The organism is Arthrobacter sp. 05L417, assembly GCF_056397865.1.
The window spans coordinates 11,623-35,262 of the sequence record NZ_JBFTOG010000031.1 but is presented as its reverse complement, the minus strand read 5'-3'; the positions used below and the strand labels follow the sequence as shown (position 1 = coordinate 35,262).

Here is a 23,640-nt window from a genome sequence, read left to right as displayed (position 1 = left end):
ACGGCTGCCCCTTTCACCTGCTGGGTACTGCTGTTGCCGAGCGCATCTGGGCGAGCTTTGCCGAGAGCTCGGCCGAGCGGATGCTGCGGGGTGCTGCAGGTGTCGGCGAGGCGTCGATGATGGTGCCTTCGAGAGGTCTGGTGACTGTTCCGTTGCCGCGTGAGTCCACAGCAATGCGTCGGGAACCTTTAGCCGGTTGGCCCGATGGAGCTTCGAGGGCTGCTTTGGTGCGGGCCGCTGCGGAGCCGATCTTGGCGGCTGTTCCGATGGCCTTGGCAGCCGGGTGGGGGATGAACTGGGACGCGGTGCTGATGAGATCGAGGCCTGCCGCCGTTTTCGCTGCAAAGGAACCGTTGCCGCCGGACCCGCTACCGTCTCCGCCGCCGGGCCCCGGGGGCAGAGCCGGGGGGCCTCCGGCCGGACCTGGGCCGGGACCGGCCGTCAGGGCCGGAATGACGCGGGATCCGAGCGCCGGCCTGCCGGGGACTTTCTCACCCAGGTCCGTGAACGTGCCCTGGCCCCCAGGACCCCACGGCATCCCGGACTGCGGTTGCGGCTGCGAGCCCTTGTTGAGTTTCTTGGCCAGGCGCGCGTCGCGCCAGGCATCACGGACCCATGGCTCGGCACGGTCGATGATCTTCTTGATCGGTTGGCTCCGGGGCTTTTCATCAGCGCTTCCGATGCCCAGCTTCCCGAGGCGCTGTGCCAGGCTCTCACCTGCCTTCTTGGCCCGGCGATGCATCCGCCACAAAGCGATGAGGAAAATCAGGACGGCGATATTGACGAAGGACATCTGCAGCACGATCCCGAACCGGCTCATGACGGCACTGATGTACACCAGTACTTTCAGGTAGCCGGCCAGAAGTACCAGAGCGGCGATGATCATGACAGAGCCGGTATACATTCCGATGATCGAACGCCAGAGCCCTGTTCTTGAGGTTGCGGGAAGGATCGCCCAGAGGGATCCGAACATGGCTTTGAGGCCGTTCCAGAGCGAGGAGAACACCGAGCTGATGATGTACAGGGACAGGCCAAGGATCAGTATGGTCATGAAGAAGCTGCCGGCCTGGATGTTGGCCATCACCCCGACCTTGGTGATCACCGGTGACTGGACGTATTCCTTGGCGTCCTTGTCGCACTCTCCGACCCTGTCCCGGACGTTGGTTTCGGAAACGTTGACGGGGTTGCGGTCGGCGAAGTTTTTGTCGAAGACGGTGTCACAGTTGCCGGTCAGGACGTGCCCGAAGGTCACGGTTTGAGCAGGAACCCTGACATAGGTGTCCATCAGCTGGGCGATGACGTTTTCTGCAAGCACTTTGTCCGGGGACATGGTTGTGTCGGTCTCGGGCCTTCTGCAGTTACCTCCGGGCAGGCAGGGTGGTTGATCTGTTGTGATGGCGACGGAGATCTCGCCGCCCCAGATTTTGGCTTTGTTCAGGAACCCGTCTGGGCCGGTGATGGTTGCGACGGGGTTGGCCAGGACGCCTGTGGCTGCGATGGCGATGACGACGGCCACGACACATTCGATCAGTCCTGAAGAGAATTTGCCCCTCAACATGTAGATGCCCGCGACGAAGGCGGTCACCATGAGGGCAAACGGGATCCAGTAGACCTGCGTGACCAGGGCCTGGAAGGAGACAGCTATTGCGTTCAGGGGCGTGGCGATGAAGTCGATCCATTCAAAGGCCAGCAGGAATTTCACCATGGCGAAGAGCAAGGCGATGTAGAAGATGTGCCCTACCCAGAGGGTGTCCAGGATGGAGGTGACCCACATCTTCTGAGGGGTCCAGACGTCGCCGCGGTCCAACGGCAGGGTCATGTACTTCTCGATCGGGATTCCGTGGGTGTCATGGATTCCTGTGGTGGGCATGAACAGGCCCGAAGATTGGCCGGTGCCGTCGGCCGCGAAGGCCGCGGTGGCGCCAGCATGGATGAGGACAGCCCAGAGGAAGAGCACGCTGCACGTTCGCCGGACTGCCGGGTGCTGGTAGAGCCAGAACCGGACCTCGGCACCGATCAGGACAAAGATGTTGACCCGGAACACTGCCGGGCGGTTGACGAGGGACAGGAGCCTGGTCACGCCACCATCTCCTCTTGTCGGATTACTTTCGGCGGGGTCGTCAGGACGGCTTTGGCCCGGCGCGCCTCGCGCGGCACCTGTACCTTGATCGTGGCGATCCGATTTCGGGCATCACGGAAGAGGCATTCACCCCGCCGCTCCATGGGCACCCCTTCCGCGCCCTGAGGCGAGAGATGCTTGGTGACGGTGTCGACCCACTCGTCGGTGTCCATGGAGGCAAACCATTTCAGGTTGTTCCTGGCCAGTTGCTCATCACGGTTCCTGAACACGAAGCGCTGAGGTATCAGGCCACGCAGTACTTCGGATCCGAAGTCATGGATTGCATCGTGGCTTCCCAAGCCAAGCCCCGCTTTGTGTTTGCGTCCGTAGCGGATGAAATCGATGAGCTCCCGCTCCCCTTCCGGGGACCCGGTCATGTGGTGGCATTCATCGACGATCATCAGGGCCTCGCGGGAATCGTCCGCGAAGCAGATGGTCTTGCCGATACCAGCCAGCAGCGCATACATGGCCCGCCCGAAGATCTTCTCCAGGCTCATTTCCTTCTTCAACGATTCGTTGAAGAGCTCGTCCTTGGTCGGTAAGTCCAGGCCGTGGGTGCAGAACACCACGGCCTGGGAGTCCATGGAGAGCGCCGGCAGATCCTCGTTGAAAAGGACGTCTCCCAGGTCGATGCTGGAGATGTTCTTCAGCCGCCTGGCCATCCGTTCGCACACATCCCGGTTTCGGGCGGGAATTCCCTCGTCGCCCTCCATGTGGGCCAGGAGCTTCGGGAGCGACGTAAGAGCATGTTCGATCATGTATGTGGGCTCAAGGAGGGAACCGACCAGGGATCCGTCGTCGCTCATGGTCTGGATGCCGAAAAGCTGCGCGAAGAGGGATTTCACCATACGCGATCCGACCTTGGGCCCGAAGATCCGCAGAGGATCCATGGAGTACTTTGGCGCCATCAGGTCAACGACGGAGGTCCTGTCTTGATTCAGTGACCGTGCAAACGTCGCCCATTCCTGGTTGTCTGAGCGGTCAACGACAACCAGCAGACCGTCCCGGTCAAAGGTGTGCCCGGCAACCGTTTTGAGGAACGTCGACTTGCCGGATCCGTTCTCTCCGGTGGCACCAAACGAACCGGACAGGTCACGTTCCATGTTCCCGCCGATGTTCATCAGCACCGGTGAACGACGCCCGGAAGAGATGTTGTAAGCGATCATGAATCCGTTGGCTTCGCCCACGGCGTTTGAGACGACCGGCACTCCCATGGCGAATTCCCGGCCGGTGGTGATCTGGGCGAGTTCGTTGACCAGTCTGGACGCGGGGATCCCGGGGAGCATGGCCCACCAGAGGTCCTCCTGTCCTCCGAGCGGAGCCTCGAATTTGAATTCTTTCCGCTTGTAGAAGTCCGTGATGAATTTGGCCTTCGCCTTCGCGTCGTCCGGGTTGTCCGCGCCGACGGCGATGATGGTTGTTGCCTGGACTTCGACCTCACTCTCGGACTGGTTGAGTGAGACCTGGTATTCGGCGAGTGTCCGGGCGATGTCGTCCAGGTCGTTGGTGCTGCCGGTAATCGGGTTGCTCTGTCCGCTTTGCTGGTCGTACTGGTCGTTGAGGGTCGATTCGGCCTGGGCATTGCGCTGCTTGGCTTTTTCGGCCTTCTGGATCGTCATCCGGATGGCGAAGTCGGCATCGACAGGCAGGTCATCGATGGTCTTGATGAACTCAACACCGGGGAACACGAATCCGCCCTGTGGCGTCCCCGTCATTGCCATCAGTACCTGGTAGGAGTCGGTCTCGCTTTCGAGGTGACCGACTTTCAGGTAGCGGCGTTTGAAAGGCACCACACGGGCCGCGGCCGATGCCTGGTCGGACTGCCCTCCTTCATCGATCCACGGCTCGGAGAGCAGCGTGCCGGAAACGATCCGCGGCGGTTGTGCCGCGGGCTTGGGTTCCGGGACGGCCACGTCGAGACTGAGTCCGCGACGCTGCATGTGGTCGTTGATCCAGTCCAGCTCCTCCGGTGTTGCCGGCTGTGCCTGGAATTCACGTGGGATGGCGTTCTTGATCTGCTGCGCAGCGGCGAAGGCATGAGCGATTTCCTTCCGTCGCGGGACCCTGCGTGGAAGGGCAAGCTGCCGTCGGATAGTGGCGTCGGCCGCGTGCAGTTTGGTCTCGATTGCCTGCTTGATGCCCAGATCCGCGACCGGGGCCGCAAGCCAGAAAGCGCGTGTGCCCACAGGCTCGTTTTCGAGTTCCTCCAGGGTCAGCTCCACCTCTGTGAGGTACTCAGGGCAGCGGTCCATTGGAACGCCGTCCATCATGTTCTCTATGACGACGGCAGGATCAAGGTTGGCGCTGAGTCCAAGAAGCAGTGACTCCCCGGTCAGAGACTGGTACATGGCCTGGTGTACGGCTTTGACGAGCATTTTGGAGTCGATTTTGCCGTACCCGTAGGCGAGTGGATCGAGGCGCCACATTGCCCAGATCACCCCATGCGTGGTCCACATCAGGTTGCCGGCCAGGGATGTGAATGGGATGCGGTGCATGCAGTTCCTCCTACTTGGTGTTCACCTGTGCCAGCAGCCGCTGAACGGCGGATCCACCCAGATGGAGGGGGTCCGGCTTCAGGGCATCGACGGGGGTCGAAGGTGAGGGCTCAACGGGTGAAGGTGGAATCGGATCAGCTATTCCAATGCCTTCCGTCACGGGTTTCTCACTGCGCCTTCGTGTCAAGGGGCGTGGACCGGGCTTCCTGATATCCAGCGCTTCGCCCCGGTAGCTGCCGGCGGCAGGCCTGAAGACGGCCCCGGAAGCATCAACAAGGACAAGGGCGGGGTTGCGGTTTGTCGAGGGCAGGCGTCCTGTCAGCCAGGCAACGCCCCACATGGCAAGGGCACCGAGGATGATGTCCACAATCGACATTCCGGTCGTCCAGAGCCGGTTGGTGTTGAGGATCAGGAATCCGGCAATCACCCCTACGGCACCCTGCGTCAAGGTGTAGGGGCCTCCCCAGATTTTGGACCCGTCATGGAGTCGTCCGAGCATCTTCTTGACCCTGCGGGCACGGGTGTAGAACCGCCCGACCTCGAAGATGTCAGCGGGAAGCAAGTCTCTACTCCAACGTCAGGTAGTCAGGTACCTCGGAGTCGCCGGGAAGGTGCACGCCGTGGGCCGGTCCCGACGCTGAAAGCTCGCCTTTCATTTGTCCTTCGAGCCAGCCGATGCCGCTGAAGACGCCCCATGCGAAGAGCCCGCCGGCGACAATGCCCGCAATGATGCCGGTGAGCTTGAACTTCTTAAGCAGGGCGATGGTGAAGGTAGCGGCAATGGAAACCAAAGCGGCGCCCGCCTTGAGCAAGTTGATCAGGTCCGTGATCTTCTGATTGGCCGTCCCGACTAGGCCCGTTGGGACGTGCGTGATTGCGGTCTGGTGGATGTGTGAGACGGTCCCCATGAGATCAAGGGAGACCTGAAGGTCGAGGGTCATGGTGTGGGCCTTTCTGTCGCTGTTGTGCTTGGTGAGGGTTTGCTGGGCTTCTCGATATCGGGGACCGGGTTGATCGCGCTGACTTCCCACCGGCCGGCACGGGCCATGAGGGTCATGACATATGTGGAGGTGCTGCCTTGGTCCTTGGTTGCGGTGAACGTCGCGGAAACGAGGACCCGCAGTGTTTCGTCGTCTTTCGGTGAAGCTGAAGGGGATTTGTCGGCGTTCAGGGACCGGATGGCCGCAGCGGTGAAGGGCGCCGGCGTGATGGGCGCGATCGTGCTCCCGGGGGCGGTGTATCGTTCGAGGCCCCCGCTGCCGGTGGCATAAGCGGCAAGGAATGACGTGACCGTCGTGGCCACGTCGGAGCTGGTAGAGACGGATTCCGGGTAGCGGAGGGCGACGTTCGAGCTTGCCGGGCCGGGACCGGACACCGGGGCGGGAAGGCCGACTGGGCTAAGACCGCCGTCGGTGTTGATCACTGCCCGGAAGTATCGACGCGGCCAGGAATCGACGGGCTTTCCGTTGACCGTCTTGGTTTCCTTGATGCTGGTCGCCACGGTGACGGCCGTCAGTTTGGATCCGTCCGGTGTTTCCGTATTTGCCAATGCAAGGTCCCGGTAGGTCCACCCCGTTTGGGGAAGCGCGCCGACATCTGAAGAGTCCAGGTAGGTATCCAGAGCGGCATGATCGGTGCTGGACGCCGCTAGCCAGGCCGCAACGAATCCCTCCGCGTAGGCGGCTGTTGCGTTGTCGGTTTGGGTCTGCTGCCCCGGGATGGCGCCGACTGCCGTCGGGATGTCTTTCGACAAGGCCATGACGAGCGCACTCAGGGACGTCAGCATCGTGAGAGCGATGACCAGGTAGAAGCCAACGACGAGGGCCCTCGCGCCGAGTGAATGGACCTTCGTCATAGACCCTGCGACATCGGGTGTTTCGACAACGTCCGGGTCCTTGGTGCGGGGTTGACGATTCCAAGGCAACTTCATGAGGGGCGTCCGTGATCCGGGGCGTGGAGCCGGGCAGCTGCTTGATTGGCTGCGGCCATGGCCGGCGAGGTCAGAACCTCCGCGAGCTCGCTTTGCTTGGAAGCGTCAAAGGGACGTTCCAGGAGATCCGCGATGCCCTGGAGCATCTTGTCCTCAGCGCTGATGGTGACAGCGGCGTCACCAATGAACCCGGCCAGGTTCTCGTCGGAAACGGCCTCAGGCAGTGCGGTGGAATCCTGCATCTCAGCGCCCATTGAAGCTCCTCGTGGATATCAAATCGGTGGTCCCCCACGGCTTTTGGGGGCGGTCACTGCGTGTAGGTGGCTGGATCAGCGGCTTTGCCAGAACTTTTTTCAACTTTTTTCAGCTGCACCGTTCCAGATACGCGAACACGCCTTTGACCTGCGGAAACACCCGCTCTTTCCAGAAGCCCGCAAACGACGCCCGTAGGAATTGGGGTCTCCGGGCCCGGATCTGATCCAGAAGCTCGTCCAGAGCTCCTGAGGAGCGTGGTTGGTACCCACTCGCCACCTCGTCAGGAGACGTCATGCACACGAGCGAACCCACAACCCGCCCCCGCCGGACCATCGGACTCATCGGCCAGATGAACCACGAATGGGACACAGTCATCGCACCGGCCCGTCAGAACTACGGGAGCTTCGGTTACATCACGGGAGCGGAATCTCTCTCCACGCTCACCACCGCCGGCGCCAAGGACCGGGACCGGATCTACTGGGGGATGCTCTCGGAAGTCCACGCCGGCAACAAAGACGCCGAACGGGTCCTCCTGCAGGCCATGCTCGCCAAAGCCGTGAACCTCAGCCGGAACTGCCGCGGACTCCTGGCACTGCCCAGCCAGGACGCACTGTGCGTAGCAGTCGGATCCATGTGGGAATCCATCCGCACCTTCCCCCTCCACAAGACCGAAAAGGTCGTAGGCAACCTCGCCATGAACGCCCTGCAGATCATCACGACCACACACCCGGCACCGGCCAACCTCCCCGACGCCCGCGAAGACTCAGACCTTGACCGGATCATCGCCTCGGCACGGGAAACCGACGAGCACGTCATCCAGTCCGCCACCCCCCTGGAAGAGCTCCTGAAAGTCATCCTCTGGGCTACCGAGACCGGGACCCTCACCCCGGACGAGGCAAAACTCCTGGGGCGGTTCACAGTCTCGACCCGCGAGGAAAAGTACGCGCTGGCGGATGAGCTCGGATTGGGCCGGTACAGCCTGACAACGTACGCGAGCCTCATGAAGGCCAAGCTCCGCAAGGCCTTGGCAGCGAACAACCTCGAGCGTGGATGCCTCTAGCAGGGAAAGGAACGCGAGGCGTTCTGGGCATCGAAATGACCGTGATTCGCCGGTTGTCCCCAAATCCACAGCTCGGCCCGAACCACTACATGGGGAGCTACATGTTTTTTAACCCTATATGGGGACCCCCCTGCTTCCCAGTGCTGGCGCGGCAAAACAGGGAATGCCCGTCACAAGATGCACGTGGTCAAGCGTCACAAGATGCACGTGGAAAACTCTTGGATTCATTCATCGGAGAACAACAAACCGTCACAAGATGCACGTGGCCTGACCTGCGGAAACACCCAAAAACGGTATGCCCAAGAACGCTAAAAACGGGTCAAAACACCCCCGTCACAAGATGCACGTGGATAACTCCCTCCATCCACAGCCAACTCCGCCTCTGTCCCGGTGATTGCAAAACGGTGCTCGAGGGTACCTGCTCCCGGGGAATGTCCGTCTCAGAAAGGGTTTCCAGTCCATGACAACGCCAGCGCAAGCCCCTTTGATCAGCGAACGAGAATTGAGGCTGCTCAATGTCGGGTCCGCTCTGGAGCTCTCCCCTGACGGCGCCGAACCTCTCAGCTATTCAGCACGGCTATGGGCCCAGCTCTCGCTGCCCTACAGAGACCCGGGCCCCGTCCCGGAGTGGATCCGCCGCAACAACTCGATCACCTTGAGCATCAGCCCTGGCATGGCCACGGCGCGGGACGGCTCCCGCCGGCCGGTGTATCCCTTCGGCGTCGTCCCGCGGTACCTCATGACCTGGATGACCACCGAGGCCGTCAAGACCCAAAGCCGCCAGCTGCACCTCGGCCCGTCCCTGTCGACGTTTCTGCGGGGCCTTGGCATGAATTCCTCCGGCGCATCCTCGGCCAGGGTCCTTGACCAGCTTCACCGGCTCGCCGTCGCCAACATGAACATCGAGGACATGCGGACCAGCGGCGACAGGTGGGGACTCGCCGGGGCAAACTTCAACGTGGCCAGCAGATACGAGCTGTGGTTCTCCAAAGACTCAGCCAAAAAGCCCGAAGACATTCTCGGCTCCACGATCACCCTGTCCGAGGACTTCTACCGATCGGTCCTGGAAGCACCTGTCCCCCTCCGCCCTGAAGCCCTCAGAGCCCTCTCAGGCTCTCCTATGCGCCTCGACCTCTACGCATGGCTCGTTTACCGCCTCAAGTACCTGGAACGGCCTACGACCGTGTCCTGGGGGCAGCTGGCAGGGCAATTCGGTGCCGACTACAAGGTCCGGCGCCAATTCAAGGCGGCTTTCGAGAAGAACCTCCGTGAAGTCCTGGTCCTCTACCCGCAGTCCAAGACCCTCGTCCTGGACTCCGGGCTTCGCTTGCTCCCCTCCCCCGCACACATCCCTGACAGGAAACTCCGCGCCATCTGAGCCCACAAAAAAGGGGCGGCACACGTTGGTGTGCCGCCCCCATGTTGTCTTTATTCAGGTCTCAGGAAGAGCTCAAAAACGTAGCTGACGAAAGCGCTCCGAGACGGGGCGCCGGTTTCTTCGACTTTGTTGGCAATCCACTTTTCCTGGACCTTATCCAGGCGAAGCTGGATCTGAATGGTCCCGGTCCCCCGTTTGCGGCGGACCCGCCGATGAATCCCGGACGACCCCACGTTCAGCTCGGGACGGAAGTGCTTCTCGACATCGTCAAAGTCGACCGCGTCCAAGGCATCGATCAACAAATCCGTGTAGCTGACCTCATCGCTGGTCCGGGCTTTGACGAGCTCCAGCAAGTCCGGAGGAAGGTAAGTGCCCTTGCTGCGGGCCGGCCCCGCAACCTGCTCCGAAGCAGGAGTGTCTTTCTCGACAGGCGCGGCCGTAACCGGGGCGACAACGGGTTCTACGGGGTCCTCGGCAACGCGAAGAACCGGCCCCGGTTCACGCCTGGTCCGTGGCTGCAGCAGCTTCGACTTATCGACTGATTTGGTGGGGGAAAAGATGTCCCCAAACCCCTTCTGGGCTTCCGGCATGGCTTACTCCCCCTCGGCTTCGAGCTCACTGATCCGAATCAGAATTTCCTGGGTCAGGTTTTCGTAGTCGGCAGCCAAACCCGAAGCGTTCGAGGTATGGAACTTCGCCGAGTGCTTGATTCCCCGCTTGAAGTCGGCGAAACGGGTCTTGTTCTCCAAATCGACCTCGCCCTCAAGCTCGTGAATCAACTTGCCGTGCTCCCGGGCGTCCCTGGCTGCGCCCTCGGAATGACGGATCCGGGTAGAAAACACCGGAGCCGCGGTCTCCAAAAGGTCCGACAGTTCATTCCGGAGGTTCCGTTCGATCTTCCTGCTGGTCGACCCAACATCGAACAGAACAGCGCCGGCGACGGCAAGACGCGGGTTGCGCTCACGGACCGCCTTGAATCGATCAGCCACACCCTCGACAGCGTCTGTTGATCCACCGTCCGACTTCGAAGGAATGACAACCGAAGACGCGACGGTAAAGGCACCCTGGACGATGCTTGCCTCGCCAGGGGAAGTATCGATGATGATCAGGTCGTAGTCTTCAGCGATCGGGGCCAGGCCCGCGTAGAGAAGGTCCGCGAACTCCCCGGCCTCCGGGTTGGACATCTGACGGACCAGAAGCATCCCGGCAATGTCCTGCATCGCGGCCCCACCCGGGACGACGTCCAGATTCCGGCGGACATCCTTGAGGATCGGAAGCGGCTTCAGATGCACCAGGGCGTTGAAAAGCGCCGTGCCGTCCTGCCGCTCGTAGCCCAGATCCCGGTGCAAGCTGCCGCGAGGATCCAAATCAATGACCAAGACCTTGAGTGCACCTGCCGCCTTACCGGCGACGTTGGCCGTAATTGACGTCTTACCGACTCCGCCCTTGGCACTAGCCATAACAACGACCCGGTCAAGGTACCTGGCCGTCCCCCGGGCCCCGGCCGAAACGGCCTTCGAAAGCGTGTTGGACATGGGAACTCCTACTGCTGGTTGTGCGTGAAGCACTGCTGACAATCGTGTAGGTCATCCTACGGGCCACATTGCAACAAAACACGTAGGCACGCTAGCAGGACTTACCGCGTTGCTTCCCGTAAGAAGGCTTATTGGAATCACAGTGTGAATGCACATGGGATATCAGGTGGGTAATACTGCAGCCCATCATGCAGCAAATCACGTACAAGACCACGTAGGCCGTTCAACGTGATAACACACAAGAACATCAATGGGGACGCCAATAAGAATTCAAGCGTGCCTACAGGCAGGTAAACATACGGTATGTATGGCGTGGCGTATGGCATGCATTCCTATTGGACGTATGGCATGTGTTCACGCCTTACCTCAAGAGCTGGGCAAGCGGGAGCGGAGGAGGTTCTCTCGGGCGCGTGAGCTGGTGGGGGCCTTCCACAAGTGTTGGGGAGGGCACACCCGGGGCATTGTAAAAACCGCAGCTTAGCCACCATCACTCTTCATGGACGCGAAAGTAACTGAAGGGTGGGGGGCGCGTGGGTTCGTTATGTGTTTGCCAAATGGAAGCCCAAATGGTGGATGAGCGATGCATTCTTAGGAAATATGAACGGAAGTTGCACACTTTGGCGTCACGAATGGCTGGCTCGAGTGCCAGTATTTATAGGACGCATGCACTTGGGGTGGGGCGGCGTACTTTAACGGAGAGTCCTCCGGGGGGCCAAGGTTCCTACCTCGAGCGAGATATCGAGAGGGGGGACTAGCTGATGTCCAATGCGCCACACAGCGCCTTCAGAAGCTCATCAATCCGGGATTTGTCAGCGCGGTACATGACGCGCTTCCCGTGGCGTTGGTCAATGGGGGAGTCGCCTGCGATTGCGCCAAGCTCTTCCAGGGCGAGCAGGGCTTTCGCCACCGTGACCCGCGTAAGGCTGAGATCGTCTGCTATCGCTCCGGTCTGGGCCGGGCCGTGCTGGACCAGGTGCTTCAGAATGCCTACTCGCGTGGTCGTGCCGAAGACAGCAACGGCAGCCTCGAGCTGCTCGCTAAGTCCTGCGTTGATCACCTTAACCACGCTCCCATCATGCCGTATCAACTAACTCAGTACTTGACGTATCGAGTTGGATTATGTTCAGATTACCCCATCGATTAGCTATGAGCACACCCCACCAAGGAGGCGCTCCTGTGAGCACCGTCAGTACCCGATCAAGCCGTAAGGCCAGCAGCGCCAAATCGGCGGCGTTGGAGCCCCAAGGCTTTCAAGCACCCTCAAAGCTGGCCCGCAGAAGGCCGGCTCTTATGGCGCTCTGTATCGCACTCGCCCTGGTCGGTGGACTCATCACCTATTTCGGGTTGTCCGGAAACGGCCAGCAGACCGTTCTCGTAGCGAAGGACGGCCTTGTACGGGGCCAGGAGATCACCTCCGGAAGCCTGACGACGATCAATATCGCCTCGGACGCTGGGAACGGTGCGGTGCCGGCAGAGCAGTCCGCGACAGTCATAGGGCAGAAAGCCACGGTGGACCTGCCAAAGGGCTCGCTCATCACCACAAACAACGTCGGCCCGAGCCTCGGCATCAAGGATGGGACCTCAGTCGTGGGTGTGGGACTGACCACCGCACAGGCACCTTCGCGCCAGCTCCAGGCCGGCGACAAGGTCCGCATCATCCGTACACCCACGCAGGGCGGCCAGATCGACACAAAGTCGGTACCGGTGGCCGGTGTCGTCGATTCGACCAGGCCTGATGACGTCAAGGGCTTGATCATTGTCGACATCGTCGTCCCGTCCGCTGACGCGGCCAATGTCGTGGCATGGTCAGCCTCCGGGAACGCGGGCCTGATCCTTGATCCTCTCCAAACCAGCGGGACGGGGAAGTAATGGCAGCGATATTCCTTTGCAGCGTCGCCGGATCCCCTGGAGTCACAACGACCGCCGTCGGTCTCGCCGAAGTGTGGCCCAGGCCCGTGATTGTTGTCGAGGCCGACTCTTCCAAGCCGAGCAGCATCATCCCCGGATACATGCAGGGCCAGCTCGACAACAGCCGCGGCCTGCTGCCTCTAGCCGTTCAGACCCAACGGGGTGGGCTGACCAACGAGGCCATGTGGGACCAACTCGTGCCACTGGCAGCGGACCTCGATAAGAGCGACCCGGCGTCCGGGAAGTACCTACTGTCCGCGGTTTCGAGCGCCGCAGCGGCACGTAACATGGTCGGCCTGTGGTCCGACCTGGCTGTGGTCCTATCCCAGCAATCCGACAGCGGCGTGGACGTCATCATCGACGCCGGCCGCTACACCCCTGAAGACGGACGGACCCCGCTGCTGCAAATGGCAGACACGGCCCTTGTGCTGGCGCGTCCGGTGCTCCCGGACCTTGCAGCCCTCGTGGACCCGCTCTCTTCACTCCGCGAGGTGCTCTCACGCGTCGGTCATGAGGACTACCTCGGCCTGGTGCTGATGAAGAGCGTTACCGGGAACTACGGTGCCGGTGACATTGAAAAGAACCTGAAAACCTCGGCTGTCGGAAAGATCGGCTGGGATCCGGAACACGCGGCCGTGTTCTCCCAAGGGGTGTCGAGGCCCCGGTCTTTCAAACGCTCTGAAATTTTGTCTGGCCTGGTCGCGCTTGCGGCTGCAGCTGACACCCAGATCCGTGACCGGGCCCAGCGGCTAGGAAGTCGCCCCGTCCACTCCGAGGAGGTCCGCCCGTGAATAACTTTGATGACACCAGCAGCTTTGACCCCGCAGCGATCCCGTTCTTCCAATCCAGCGCACCCACTCCGCCTGCCCCGACCCCGGGATCCTTCGGCATTTCCGACGCTGCCCGGGCGCATCTTGCCCGGCTGTCCCCGCAAACCTCCACGCCGGACCTCCCCGTTGAGGAGGTCAACCGTCGGGTGGCCGCCTTTGAGGATGAGGTCCGGGACATCGGCACTCCCTCGATCGGTGACGAGGTTTTCTGGCTTGTCGTGGCCGACATGCGGCGCAAAGCCGCTGACCGTCAGGTCCAGTCCCTCGACGGCAGGCACGGGCTCGATGATGAAGCTCGTGAGGAAATGGGCAGGCAGCACATCATCGACGTCGTCACCGAGCACGTTGCCGAGCAGCTGCGCTCTGATGGTCAGCGCAGTGTGTGGTCCGACAGCTACCGTCAGCAGGTCATCAAGGCGACGTTCGACCAGATGTTCCGGCTGGGCCGGTACCAGGAGCTCCTGGATGACGCCCGTGTGGAGAACGTCCACATTCACGGCTGCGACCAGATTTTTGTTGAGTACAGCGACGGGACGATGGTCAAGGTCGGACCCGTGGCAGCCTCAGACGAACAACTCATGGAAGACCTGCAGTTCTTCGCCAACCGCAACGGAGACGAGGCCCGACCGTTCTCTACCGCCCAGCCGGACCTGGATATGGACCTCCTCGGCTACGTGCGTCTCGCCGCTGTTGCGATGCCGATCGCCGAGAGGCCGTCAGCTGTTCTTCGTATCCACCGGTATATCAACATCACTCTGGAACAACTGGTTGGGTTCGGGACCCTCAGCATGGACCTGGCGCACCTCTGCGAGATGATCGTCAAGGCCAAGAAGACCGTGGTGATTGCCGGTGAAGGCGGCGACGGGAAGACCACTCTCATGAGGGCCATGGCCGGGAAAATCGGGCCGATGGAGCAGATCGTCACTATCGAGAAAGAGCGCGAGCTCCACCTCAAAAAGCTGCACGGACGCGTTCTACCGCCTTTCGCGCTGCAATACCGCCCGGGTAACGGAGAGCGCGACGCGTACGGTCACTCACCGGGGGAGTACACCCTCGAAAAATGCATGGAAAAAGCGCTGCGCCTGAACTCCCGCCGCATCATGGTCGGTGAGGTCCGCGGTCCCGAGATCGTCTCGATGATCCATGCGATGCAGGCCGGTGCCGGCACCATGTCCACTACGCACGCCGACGGCCCTGATGACTGCATTGACCGCCTCGCTGGCCTCGGCATTGAGCGTTACGGCAAGTCGTACATGATGGAGCAGCTCGGCCGGCACATCGACTTCGTGATCCAGATGGGCAAGGGCGTCGACCGCGACGGGAAGTCCGTGCGGCGAGTGACCCACATCAGTGAGGTCCTGCCCGCCGAAGGCGAACGAGGAGTAGCAACCCAGGACATCTTCCGCTTGGAACCAGGCGAACATCAGGCACGGTTTCTTCGCATGCCATCGAACGATCGGCTGCGGCAGGACCTGATCCGTGCAGGCCTCGACGAAGCCCGGTTCAAAGGAGGCCACCTGTGACACCGGCCATCCTCACTTCCCTTGGCGTTGTCATCGTCCTGGGCGGGATCTTCGCAGCTTTGCTCTCACTGATCCCTTCCGCGGAGAACGCGGCCGCGAAGGCACCCAACAGGATCCAGGTCCGTCTCCAGTCGATGCGGGCAGGGTTCTCCCGCCGGACCCAGATCCTCCTCCTCGTGGGAGCCATGGCAGGTCTCCTGTTCTGGTTTGCTACCGGGTGGGTCATCTTCATCATCGCCATCCCTTTGGCGATCCTGGGCATGCCCGCCATCTTCTCCGACCAGGGAGAGAAGTCGCAGACGGACAAGCTTGATGCCATCGAGACGTGGACACGGAGCCTGTCCGGGCTGATCGTCACCGGAACACCGCTCGAGCGGGCGCTGACGTCGTCCTTGTCGAATGCAAAGCCTGAAATTTATCGCGAGGTATCGCGGCTGGTAGCCAGGCTCGAGGGCCGTTGGTCCACGATGGACGCTCTGCAGGCTTTCGCTGATGATCTGAAGGATCCCACCGGGGATCTGGTGGTCATGCACATGATGCTGGCGTCAAAGGAACAGGGGACGGGGTTGGTGAACGCCCTGAACGACCTGGCCCAGACCGTCTTTGATGAGGTCCGTGTCCGCCGGCAGGTCACGTCCGACCGGTCCAAGCCCCGTTGGAACGCCCGGGTCGTTACAGGCATGACGATCGGCCTTCTGCTGGCTATCCCGCTCATGTCCTCGTTCTCCGAGCCGTACAAATCGCCGATCGGTCAGATCATGTTCGCCGGGTGGCTGGGCATCATCGCCCTGATCCTCGTCGCCATGAAACGAGTGGTGGCGGCGCGGCCAATCCCTCGGATGCTCGTCAACACCGGGAGGAGGTCCTGATGACGATCTTCATCGGAGGCGCGTTGATTGGCCTCGCCCTTGCCCTGCTGGTTTCCCGGGCTCTTCCGTCCCGCCCGAAACTAGGCGCGGCCCTGGACAGGTTGGGGACCACCACACCAGCAGATGGCGGGCGCCGTTCACTCGAAACACGCGTCGCGTCCTGGGTAATTCAGCGCATGCCGGCCATCCCGGGATTCAGCATCCCGGAAAAAGACCTGGCATTGGTCGGTACCACCACCCACAAGTTCATCTTCACCAAAGCCTCGTGGTCCGTCGGCGGATTCACCTTCATGATCCTCATGGGACTGTACGTCCAGGTCCTGGGAATCCTGCCCTTCATGATCCCGGCAGGGTTCGGGATCGCCGCGGCCGCCGCCGCTTGGTTCCTCCCTGATCTGTTCCTCAAAGACAAAGCTGCCGCGGCCCGCAAGGAATTCGTGCGCTGTGTGGCCGTCTACCTCGAGCTCGTCGCCGCAGAGCGTCGCAAAGGAAAAGCCCCGGCCAAAGCCTTGGAGAACGCGGCCGCCATCGGCAGGGCCTGGCCGTTTGTCCGAATCAACCAGGAGCTCACCCGGTCCCGGTATGACCACACCCAACCCTGGGACGCGCTTCTCACTCTGTCCAAGGACATCTCCGTTCCCGAGCTGGGTGAAGCAGCAAAGATTGTCAGCCTCTCAGGCGACGATGGGGCATCCGTGTATGAGGCGCTGCGGTCCGCCGGCCAAGGCCTCAGAGTGAAGCTTCTCAACGAGGAACACACCCGCGCGAACAAAGCATCCGAAAAGGTCACCGTCCTCATCACCGTCTTGGCACTCATCTTCGCCGGCGTTCTGTTGACACCACTAATCCTCAAAATCATGTAACCCTTGGCCTCTGGAAGATCCGGAGGCCTGACACCCACAAAACAAGGAGCACACCGCATCATGAACGTCATCAAGATTTACCTTCTCGCCCAAACCCTGATCCTGGGCCTGCGCAACAGGGCAGTGGCCAGGGTCGACGGGCTGCGTCTCCGTGCGGAGGCCGGCAGCGGATCTTCAGAGTGGGTGCTGATCATCATCGGCGTTATCGCCCTCGCGGCCATTGTCATCGGCGCCGTCACCGCCTACGTCCAGACCCAGACCGGCAAACTCAAGTAGAAGCTCCCAGTGAAGACAAGAATGATGCGGCAAGACGATCGAGAGCGCGGAAGCGGATCCGTCGACTTCGTTCTGGTCTTCCCTGTCCTGCTCTTGATCTTCTTCGGGATCATCCAAGGATCGATGTGGTACCAAGCCGAGAACGTCGCCCATGCTTCGGCTACGGCCGCGTACAACAACGCCCGGGCCGACAATGGGACCCCCGGGAGCGGGCAAGCCGCCGGCAACCAGGTCATCGCCGACCAAGGAACCACCTTGAATGGCGGATCTGTGATGGTCAGCCGCACAGCCAGTCAGGTCAGCGTGACGGTCACGGGGAGCGCTCCTACTCTCGTGCCCGGGTGGGGCGGACCATCGGTGAGCCAGACGGTCTCAGGACCCACGGAAAGGTGGGTGAACCGGTGAAAAAAATCCTCAGGCTGCTCCAAGGCGAGGACGGGAGCTCGTCGGTGTCTTTCGTGATGATCGCCCCCGCACTGGTACTGGTCATCGGGTTCCTGATCTTCGCCGGGAGGATCTCAGTCGCCGGGAACGTTGTCGAGAGCTCGGCCGCAGCCGCGGCCCGCGACGCTTCCCTCGCCCGGACTGAGGCAGGATCCATAGCGAACGCAACCGACGCGGCACGCCGGGTCATGACCCAGCAAGGCGTCAATTGCTCCAGCCTTAACGTGGCCATCGACACCTCCGGGCTCCGTGTACCGCTTGGCCAGATCGGGACCATGCGCGCCACAGTGACCTGCCAAGCGAACCTCAGCGACATCGGCATACCCGGCATCCCCGGGACCAAGACCCTGACCAGCACCGCGTCATCGCCCGTCGACGCGTACAGGCAGAAATGAGGCGCGGGATGATCTCCAGAATCAGGTCGAAGCTCCTGCAGGTCAGGGAACGGGGTGACGCCGCGGTAGCCTTCGTGCTCCTTGTACCGGTCCTCGTCCTCGTTGTCGGGCTCGTCGTCGACGGCGCCGGACAGATCCAGGCATCCGAGCAGGCCACCACGATCGCTCAAAGCGCGGCCCGGGCAGGAGCCAACGGCGGTGTCAGCGCCAAGCTTCCCAGCAGCGGGGCGGCCAACATCTCCGCAGGCCAGGCCATCGCCGCAGCCAACAACTACCTTGCGGCTGCCGGCGTCACCGGAACCGTCCAAGTCAACGGCCAGACCGTCACCGTGACCGCCCAGAAGGATTACCCGACCAAATTCTTATCGATGTTCGTCGGTACGCTTCACGGGAAAGGGACAGGGTCGGCTCAATTACTGAGCGGTCCGTGAAACTCATGAAAACAGAGTGCTTCAAAACCCCAGACATCCCCTCCAACGACGTCGTTGTGCCAAGTGGAGTGGTACTCCGACGTCCTTCCCAAGAGTGTCTGCCCCTTCAACGGGCGTTGACTTCATGAGCATCCGGCAGCGCCTCTATCCGTGCCCGGCCCAGGACCCGGGTCTGGTCGAACACTGCCACCATCACCGGTTCGTATACAACATCGGCCTGGAGCAGCGAGCGATGTGGCGAAGGGATAAGCACCTCCGGGGGGAGCTGTCGCCACCGAAGATCACGACGATGACGCAGATGCGGGAGCTCGCTCAGCTGCGAGCGGATCTGGACTGGCTCCGTGCCGGGTCTTCGAGCGTGCAGCAGGCCGCGCTGCGGGACTTGGAACGTGCGTTCCAAGCTTTCTTCGCTGGTCGGGCGAAGTACCCCTCATTCAAGCGTCGCACCGAGCGCGAAGGGTCGTTTGTCGTCCGGGATCTCACCGTGAAGCGGCTCAACCGTCAGTGGGGTGTGGTCACAGTCCCCAAGGTCGGGCGGGTCCGGTTCCGCGTCTCCCGGCCCTGGGCCTGTATCGAAGCAGCAACCAGTGCACGGGTCACCATGCGCAACGGCCGCTGGCACATCACCTTCACCACCCCGCCTGCCGAGAAGATTGAAGCCCGTAGGAATGCCGTGGTCGGAATCGACCGCGGCGTGAAGAACACCCTCGCCACCTCGGACGGGCAGATGGTGCAGGCACCGGCCCTCACGGAGAGGGAGCGTCGGAGGTTCCTCGCGCTCCAGCAGCAGCTGGCCCGGCAGCAGAAGGGCTCCAACCGCCGTGGGCGTACGCTCGACAGCCTGGGTGTTCTGCGGCGCCGTCTTGAGCAGCGCCGCGGCAACTGGGTGGAGCAGACCACCACAGCCCTCGCTTTCTCTTACGAGTTCATCGCCGTTGAAGACCTGCGGATCCGCAACATGGTCAGGCGGCCGGCACCGAAGCCCGACCCTGATGGCGGCAGCATGGGCGCGTTCCTCCCCAACGGGGCGCGGGCCAAGGCTGCTCTCAACAGGGCGATCCTTGCTTCCTGCTGGGGCCGCTTCCTAGATCGGCTTGGAAACAAGATGCCCGAAGGGGCCGTGGTCCGTGTGGACCCAAAGAACACGAGTCGAACATGTGCCGTCTGCGGCCACTGTGCACCTGGAAACCGTGAGAGCCAAGCGGTCTTCGAGTGCACATCCTGCGGACACACCGCGCACGCCGACACCAACGCGGCGGCAGTCATCCTCGATCGCGCGCTAGCAAATCTGGCCCCGGGACACGGGGTGTCAGGGCGCAGAAGCCCAGCGGTTCCCGCTGGCAGCGCCAACCAACCGGCTGCATTGCAGCCGAGAATCCCCGGACTTTCAGGTCGGGGAGGATGTCAAAGGAAAAGGAACTGGGTCAGCACAGAGCGGGCCATGAGAGAGGAACAGACACCTATGAACACGAAGAGCTTCAAAGCCTCAGCGATTGCCGTGGCAGCCCTTACGGTCGGCGGACTGCTGCTCACCGGCTGCACACCATCATCGCCAACCCCCACACCAACAGGCTCACGGACCTCCACGACGACGTCGTCACCGACGGCGAGCGCCGTAGCGACCGTCGGGGCGCCGAAGGACTCAGCAGAGGCTATTGCGGCCGCCACTGCGGCGACCAAGAGTTACTGGGCGATCGCGGATACGATCCTCAACGACGGCGGGAAGAACCCGGAGCGAATCGACGCGGTTTCAACCGGCCCTGCACGCTCTGGAATACACGATGCAGCTGCGCTGGCCCTGAAAAAGGGTGTCACCGTAAGTGGAAGCCGGTCGATCACTGTCACTCAGTCTTACACGTCAGATGCGACCCCCGCCGGAAAGCCCCCGATTAAGAACGGCTTCGTGGGCCTCACCGTCTGCAACGACGTGACGGCAACCAAGTCACTGAACGCCGATGGTACTCCAGGCGACAAAGGGTCTGTCCTCCGATCCATCCTCTCTGTCGAGGTCACGTACGATCCTGCCGCCAGCAAGTGGATGGTTACCAACTACATACGACCAGGGAGCACGATCTCATGTTGAAAAAGATGATCGCTGTTGCGTTGGCCGGTCTTGTGGCTCTTGGTGTATCAACCGGTTCCGCAATGCCAGTACTAGCCGCTGGCGCTGATTGCGGGCTTTTCGGACAATGCTCTGTCGAGCCTCCGCCGACGCCGGGGACGCCTAGCGGCGGTGGTGTGGTGGCGGCGGATCCTGTGACGGGGTTTACGCCTGGGCCGACGTCGTGCTTCCGGCAGGGGATGGAGCCTACCAAGGAGAACGAAATCCCCTGCAGTGATCCGGCTCTTGGGGCGTATCAGCCTGATCGTGGCTGTTACATGAAGCTGGCTGATCCTCAGCCTTCCCCGCCTCCGGGTAATGCGGATGGGGATGGTGCCTGGTATGTGTGCGCGGACCCACCCTGTAAAGCTGCCCCCGTCAGTGGCGGCGACCCGCTGGCCTGCGTCACCACCGTGTCAGCTCCGAGGTGGTTGACGACACCGCCCCCGGGCTTGAATGTGCTCACCCCAGGTCAGGCCGCGGCCGCGTTGATCAAGACCTTCCAGCTGAAGGGTGTCGAGATCGGCTCGACGACTGAGGATTCTGGCAAGGGCGCCGTCGGGCTTCCCGTTTGGTTGTGGGTGAAGAACCAAGGCGATCCGTTGGCTTGGGGTCCGTACGTGAAGTCCGCGACGCTGGGTGGTGTGACGGTGACGGCGACAGCCCGCGTCGCCAACGTCGCCTATTCGATGGGGGACGGGCAGACCGTTGTCTGCACTAACCCGGGCACCGTGTACTTGGAGGGCAACGGGAATACCGACAGCCCCAACTGTGGGTACCGGTACGCGACGATGTCGCCCTCCAACGGGGCACAGCCCTACACGATCACTGCGACGTCGAACTGGGAAGTGGCCTGGACGGCCACTGGCGGTGCCAGTGGTGCGATCGGCACGACCACCCAGGGACAGCTCCAGGCACGCATCGGCGAGCTCCAATCGGTCAACGTCAACCGCTGAGTAGAAGGTCCCTGGCCCAAAGCGGGCCGGGGACCTCTTCTCCCATTCCTCAAAGCCGACACCTAGGGAAAGAAGAACCACAATGCTGATAGTTGTCCTAGTGGGTGTTGTGTCCGCTCTGTGCTTTACCGGTGGGACGATTTTCCTCGTCTCTCCGGCGATGCGCCCACGGCTCGGAATCGGGCTCATCGCCATAGGGGCCTTTGGGGCGGTCATGCTGACCTTGTCCTGGGCGCAATTCAGCGGAATGGCATGAATGACCAAGCAAGGCGAAGTTCAGGCAGGGGCTAAATTGTCGGACCCCAGATCTAAGGTCCAGAGCATCAACCATTGAGGGGGGATTGTGGCGGTAGAGGAAGTACTCAGGGCGTATAAGTTCGCGCTGGACCCTGCCCCCGCCCAGAGCTCCCTTCTGCAGCAATACGCGGGGGCAGCGCGGTTCGCGTTCAATCACTCCATCGCTGCCAAGCGCCAGGCACACAGGACCTGGCTGCAGGAAGTCGCGTTCCGCACCTACGAGCACCAGGAAACCGAGACTGAGGCACGGGCAAGGTCAAAACCCCGATCCCGAACGCTTTCAGCCATAACGCCTGGCTGACCGCCGCAGTAGGCGAACACCGGGCGATGGCCAAGGACGATCCTGATGCTGAGGGTGCCTGGATGCACAGCATCAACCGCTTCGCGTTCACTACCGCAATGCAGGACGCGGACAGGGCGTGGAAGAACTGGATCGAGTCTTTCAAAGGGCAGCGGGCCGGTGCGCGGGTCGGGTACCCGAGGTTCAAGAAACGCGGCCGCGCCGTGGACTCGTTCCGGATCCATCACGACGTCAAGCAACCCGGGATCAGGTTCACCACCAGCCGGCGCCTGCGCGTCCCCATTTTCGGGGAAATACGAACCCACCAAAACGCCCGCCACCTCATGCGGAAAATCGCCGCCGGGCTGGTCATCGTGCAATCAGTGACGGTATCGCGTGCCGGGGACCGCTGGTACGCCAGCCTCCTCGTCAAACAACAACAAGCCATCCCCGCGGCCACCAGGCGTCAACAGGCCAACGGGGTCGTTGGGGTGGATCTCGGCGTCCTCAACCGAGCCGCCTTCTCCACCGGAGAAATCCTCCCCAACCCCAAAATCAAAGCCAGCCACAAGCGGAAACTGACCAAGCTTTCCCGGGCTTACGCCCGCACCCGGCCCGGATCCGCGAACAGGGCGAAACTCGCCAGGAAGATCGCGGCCCTTCACCACCTCGAAGCCCGACAACGCCAAGGCCACACCCACGAGCTCACCAACCAGCTCGCCCGCAACTACGCCGTCGTTGGGCTTGAAGACCTCAACGTCGCCAGCATGACACGATCGGCAAAAGGAACCACCGAAACCCCAGGTAAGAACGTCCGGCAAAAGTCCGGGCTTAACCGCAACATACTCGACGCGGCCTTCGGAGAAATCCGCCGGCAGCTCGAATACAAAACCCGCTGGACCGGATCCCGCCTCGTCCTCACCAACAGATGGGCACCGACCAGCAAAACCTGCTCAAACTGCGGCCACGCGAAAACCAAGCTGCCCCTGAACGAGCGGACCTACAACTGCGACAACTGCGGCCTCCAAATAGACCGCGACCTCAACGCAGCCCGCAATATCGCCGCACTCGCGGCACAAATTGTCGCCCCCAGCACGGAGGAGACACAAAACGCCAGCCGAGGCATCCGCTCTGCCCTGAACCGCAAGGCCAAGGATAGGACGACGCCGACGAAGCTGGAAGACCCGACAGGGTCATCCCTTCGGAGCAATTCGAAGGCATCCCCTCACAATCCCATTCAGGAAGAAGGGATTGGCTTGGTCATCCCCTCGGAGCAACAATCCGAGGGCGAACCCGCACCGGAACTGGTCTTGTTGACTGCATGACCGCATGTCAACAAGCCTCCGGCCCGTACGCGTAGGGGATGGGCTCGCCACCTCCACGGCCGCCATCACGGTGGCCTTCTCCGGCCCGTACGTGTAGGGGATGGCTCATAAGTTAGGTCTAGTCACGAACGGGGACGGCTCAATGGTCAATGGACACAGCGCCACGGGGCTTGAGAAGCGACATGGGCTGGCACTTTCGGTCGGCTGCGGGTGGAGGGCCTCGACTGGAAGGCCCTCTGGAACCAGGAATACTGGCTGACCAATTCACCAGGGCTTTCCCGAAGCCGGGTGGCCCGTGCCCGTGAACACGGGCATCTCGTAAATCTTCCGGCGAACGCAGGTAGTGCGACTTCAGGTATGGAGACCATGC

The 23,640-nt window shown here is 61.9% G+C and carries 24 protein-coding genes; 15 read left to right on the top strand and 9 right to left on the bottom strand.

All coding sequences use genetic code 11. The features are described from left to right. Positions 1-13: 13 nt before the first annotated feature. From AC1DJW_RS19250 to AC1DJW_RS19225, 6 genes are read right to left on the bottom strand one after another with little or no spacing between them, the layout of a single operon-like run. Positions 14-2,080 (bottom strand): hypothetical protein, encoded by a 2,067-nt coding sequence (locus AC1DJW_RS19250; RefSeq protein ID WP_476902220.1) that lies wholly within the window; start codon positions 2,078-2,080, stop codon positions 14-16. Continuing rightward, positions 2,077-4,614, bottom strand: a complete 2,538-nt coding sequence (locus AC1DJW_RS19245; protein WP_476902219.1) for an ATP-binding protein — start codon at positions 4,612-4,614, stop codon at positions 2,077-2,079. The genes AC1DJW_RS19250 and AC1DJW_RS19245 overlap by 4 nt, the downstream gene beginning before the upstream one ends. Positions 4,615-4,624: 10 nt before the next feature. Further along, positions 4,625-5,176, bottom strand: a complete 552-nt coding sequence (locus tag AC1DJW_RS19240; protein WP_476902218.1) for a hypothetical protein — start codon at positions 5,174-5,176, stop codon at positions 4,625-4,627. Positions 5,177-5,180: 4 nt separating this feature from the next. Beyond that, positions 5,181-5,555 carry a hypothetical protein gene (locus AC1DJW_RS19235; RefSeq protein WP_476902217.1) on the bottom strand — a complete coding sequence of 125 codons (375 nt, stop codon included), beginning with the start codon at positions 5,553-5,555 and terminating at the stop codon, positions 5,181-5,183. Beyond that, positions 5,552-6,544 carry a conjugal transfer protein gene (locus AC1DJW_RS19230; RefSeq protein WP_476902216.1) on the bottom strand — a complete coding sequence of 331 codons (993 nt, stop codon included), beginning with the start codon at positions 6,542-6,544 and terminating at the stop codon, positions 5,552-5,554. Before AC1DJW_RS19230 ends, AC1DJW_RS19235 begins: the two co-directional genes overlap by 4 nt. Further along, positions 6,541-6,798, bottom strand: a complete 258-nt coding sequence (locus tag AC1DJW_RS19225) for a hypothetical protein (RefSeq protein WP_476902215.1) — start codon at positions 6,796-6,798, stop codon at positions 6,541-6,543. The genes AC1DJW_RS19230 and AC1DJW_RS19225 overlap by 4 nt, the downstream gene beginning before the upstream one ends. 293 nt (positions 6,799-7,091) lie before the next feature. On the opposite strand from AC1DJW_RS19225, the gene AC1DJW_RS19220 reads away from it, so the two are divergent. Together AC1DJW_RS19220 and AC1DJW_RS19215 are read left to right on the top strand one after the other, a co-directional pair. Continuing rightward, the gene (locus tag AC1DJW_RS19220; protein WP_476902214.1) at positions 7,092-7,859 is read left to right on the top strand and encodes a hypothetical protein; all 768 of its coding nucleotides are present in this window, start codon (positions 7,092-7,094) and stop codon (positions 7,857-7,859) included. Between the two features lie 460 nt (positions 7,860-8,319). Next, a complete protein-coding gene (locus AC1DJW_RS19215) occupies positions 8,320-9,237 on the top strand; it encodes a replication protein RepA (protein WP_476902213.1) in 918 nt (305 codons plus the stop codon). Positions 9,238-9,287: 50 nt separating this feature from the next. Here AC1DJW_RS19215 and AC1DJW_RS19210 read toward each other — a convergent pair whose 3' ends face one another. From AC1DJW_RS19210 to AC1DJW_RS19200, 3 genes are all read right to left on the bottom strand, one after another. Further along, entirely contained in the window at positions 9,288-9,827 is a 540-nt protein-coding gene (locus tag AC1DJW_RS19210; RefSeq protein ID WP_476902212.1) for a hypothetical protein, read from the bottom strand. Positions 9,828-9,830: 3 nt separating this feature from the next. Then, complete coding sequence (locus AC1DJW_RS19205) at positions 9,831-10,772, bottom strand: ParA family protein (RefSeq protein ID WP_476902211.1); 942 nt, start codon at positions 10,770-10,772, stop codon at positions 9,831-9,833. A gap of 751 nt (positions 10,773-11,523) precedes the next feature. Beyond that, a complete protein-coding gene (locus tag AC1DJW_RS19200) occupies positions 11,524-11,838 on the bottom strand; it encodes an ArsR/SmtB family transcription factor (protein ID WP_476902210.1) in 315 nt (104 codons plus the stop codon). Positions 11,839-11,948: 110 nt separating this feature from the next. On the opposite strand from AC1DJW_RS19200, the gene AC1DJW_RS19195 reads away from it, so the two are divergent. From AC1DJW_RS19195 to AC1DJW_RS19135, 13 genes are all read left to right on the top strand, one after another. Continuing rightward, a complete protein-coding gene (locus AC1DJW_RS19195; protein WP_476902209.1) occupies positions 11,949-12,641 on the top strand; it encodes a flagella basal body P-ring formation protein FlgA in 693 nt (230 codons plus the stop codon). Next, on the top strand, positions 12,641-13,471 hold the full coding sequence (locus tag AC1DJW_RS19190; protein WP_476902208.1) for a hypothetical protein: 831 nt from the start codon (positions 12,641-12,643) through the stop codon (positions 13,469-13,471). The genes AC1DJW_RS19195 and AC1DJW_RS19190 overlap by 1 nt, the downstream gene beginning before the upstream one ends. Continuing rightward, on the top strand, positions 13,468-15,033 hold the full coding sequence (locus tag AC1DJW_RS19185; protein ID WP_476902207.1) for a CpaF family protein: 1,566 nt from the start codon (positions 13,468-13,470) through the stop codon (positions 15,031-15,033). Before AC1DJW_RS19190 ends, AC1DJW_RS19185 begins: the two co-directional genes overlap by 4 nt. Beyond that, positions 15,030-15,902 (top strand): type II secretion system F family protein, encoded by an 873-nt coding sequence (locus tag AC1DJW_RS19180; protein WP_476902206.1) that lies wholly within the window; start codon positions 15,030-15,032, stop codon positions 15,900-15,902. Before AC1DJW_RS19185 ends, AC1DJW_RS19180 begins: the two co-directional genes overlap by 4 nt. After that, positions 15,902-16,765, top strand: a complete 864-nt coding sequence (locus AC1DJW_RS19175) for a hypothetical protein (protein WP_476902205.1) — start codon at positions 15,902-15,904, stop codon at positions 16,763-16,765. The genes AC1DJW_RS19180 and AC1DJW_RS19175 overlap by 1 nt, the downstream gene beginning before the upstream one ends. 60 nt (positions 16,766-16,825) lie before the next feature. Next, positions 16,826-17,041 carry a hypothetical protein gene (locus AC1DJW_RS19170; protein WP_476902204.1) on the top strand — a complete coding sequence of 72 codons (216 nt, stop codon included), beginning with the start codon at positions 16,826-16,828 and terminating at the stop codon, positions 17,039-17,041. A 9-nt stretch (positions 17,042-17,050) separates the two neighbouring features. Further along, positions 17,051-17,446: a TadE/TadG family type IV pilus assembly protein gene (locus AC1DJW_RS19165; protein ID WP_476902203.1), complete on the top strand. Its 396-nt coding sequence runs from the start codon at positions 17,051-17,053 to the stop codon at positions 17,444-17,446. Next, positions 17,443-17,880: a TadE/TadG family type IV pilus assembly protein gene (locus tag AC1DJW_RS19160; protein ID WP_476902202.1), complete on the top strand. Its 438-nt coding sequence runs from the start codon at positions 17,443-17,445 to the stop codon at positions 17,878-17,880. The genes AC1DJW_RS19165 and AC1DJW_RS19160 overlap by 4 nt, the downstream gene beginning before the upstream one ends. Before the next feature lie 8 nt (positions 17,881-17,888). Beyond that, positions 17,889-18,311 carry a pilus assembly protein TadG-related protein gene (locus AC1DJW_RS19155; RefSeq protein ID WP_476902201.1) on the top strand — a complete coding sequence of 141 codons (423 nt, stop codon included), beginning with the start codon at positions 17,889-17,891 and terminating at the stop codon, positions 18,309-18,311. A gap of 124 nt (positions 18,312-18,435) precedes the next feature. After that, positions 18,436-20,394, top strand: coding sequence for an RNA-guided endonuclease InsQ/TnpB family protein (locus AC1DJW_RS19150; RefSeq protein ID WP_476902200.1), 1,959 nt, complete (start codon positions 18,436-18,438; stop codon positions 20,392-20,394). A 476-nt stretch (positions 20,395-20,870) separates the two neighbouring features. After that, complete coding sequence (locus tag AC1DJW_RS19145; RefSeq protein ID WP_476902199.1) at positions 20,871-21,368, top strand: hypothetical protein; 498 nt, start codon at positions 20,871-20,873, stop codon at positions 21,366-21,368. 343 nt (positions 21,369-21,711) lie between these two features. Beyond that, positions 21,712-21,966 carry a helix-turn-helix domain-containing protein gene (locus AC1DJW_RS19140; protein WP_476902198.1) on the top strand — a complete coding sequence of 85 codons (255 nt, stop codon included), beginning with the start codon at positions 21,712-21,714 and terminating at the stop codon, positions 21,964-21,966. Positions 21,967-21,992: 26 nt separating this feature from the next. Beyond that, positions 21,993-23,270 (top strand): RNA-guided endonuclease InsQ/TnpB family protein, encoded by a 1,278-nt coding sequence (locus AC1DJW_RS19135; RefSeq protein WP_476902197.1) that lies wholly within the window; start codon positions 21,993-21,995, stop codon positions 23,268-23,270. The last annotated feature ends 370 nt before the right edge of the window (positions 23,271-23,640 follow it).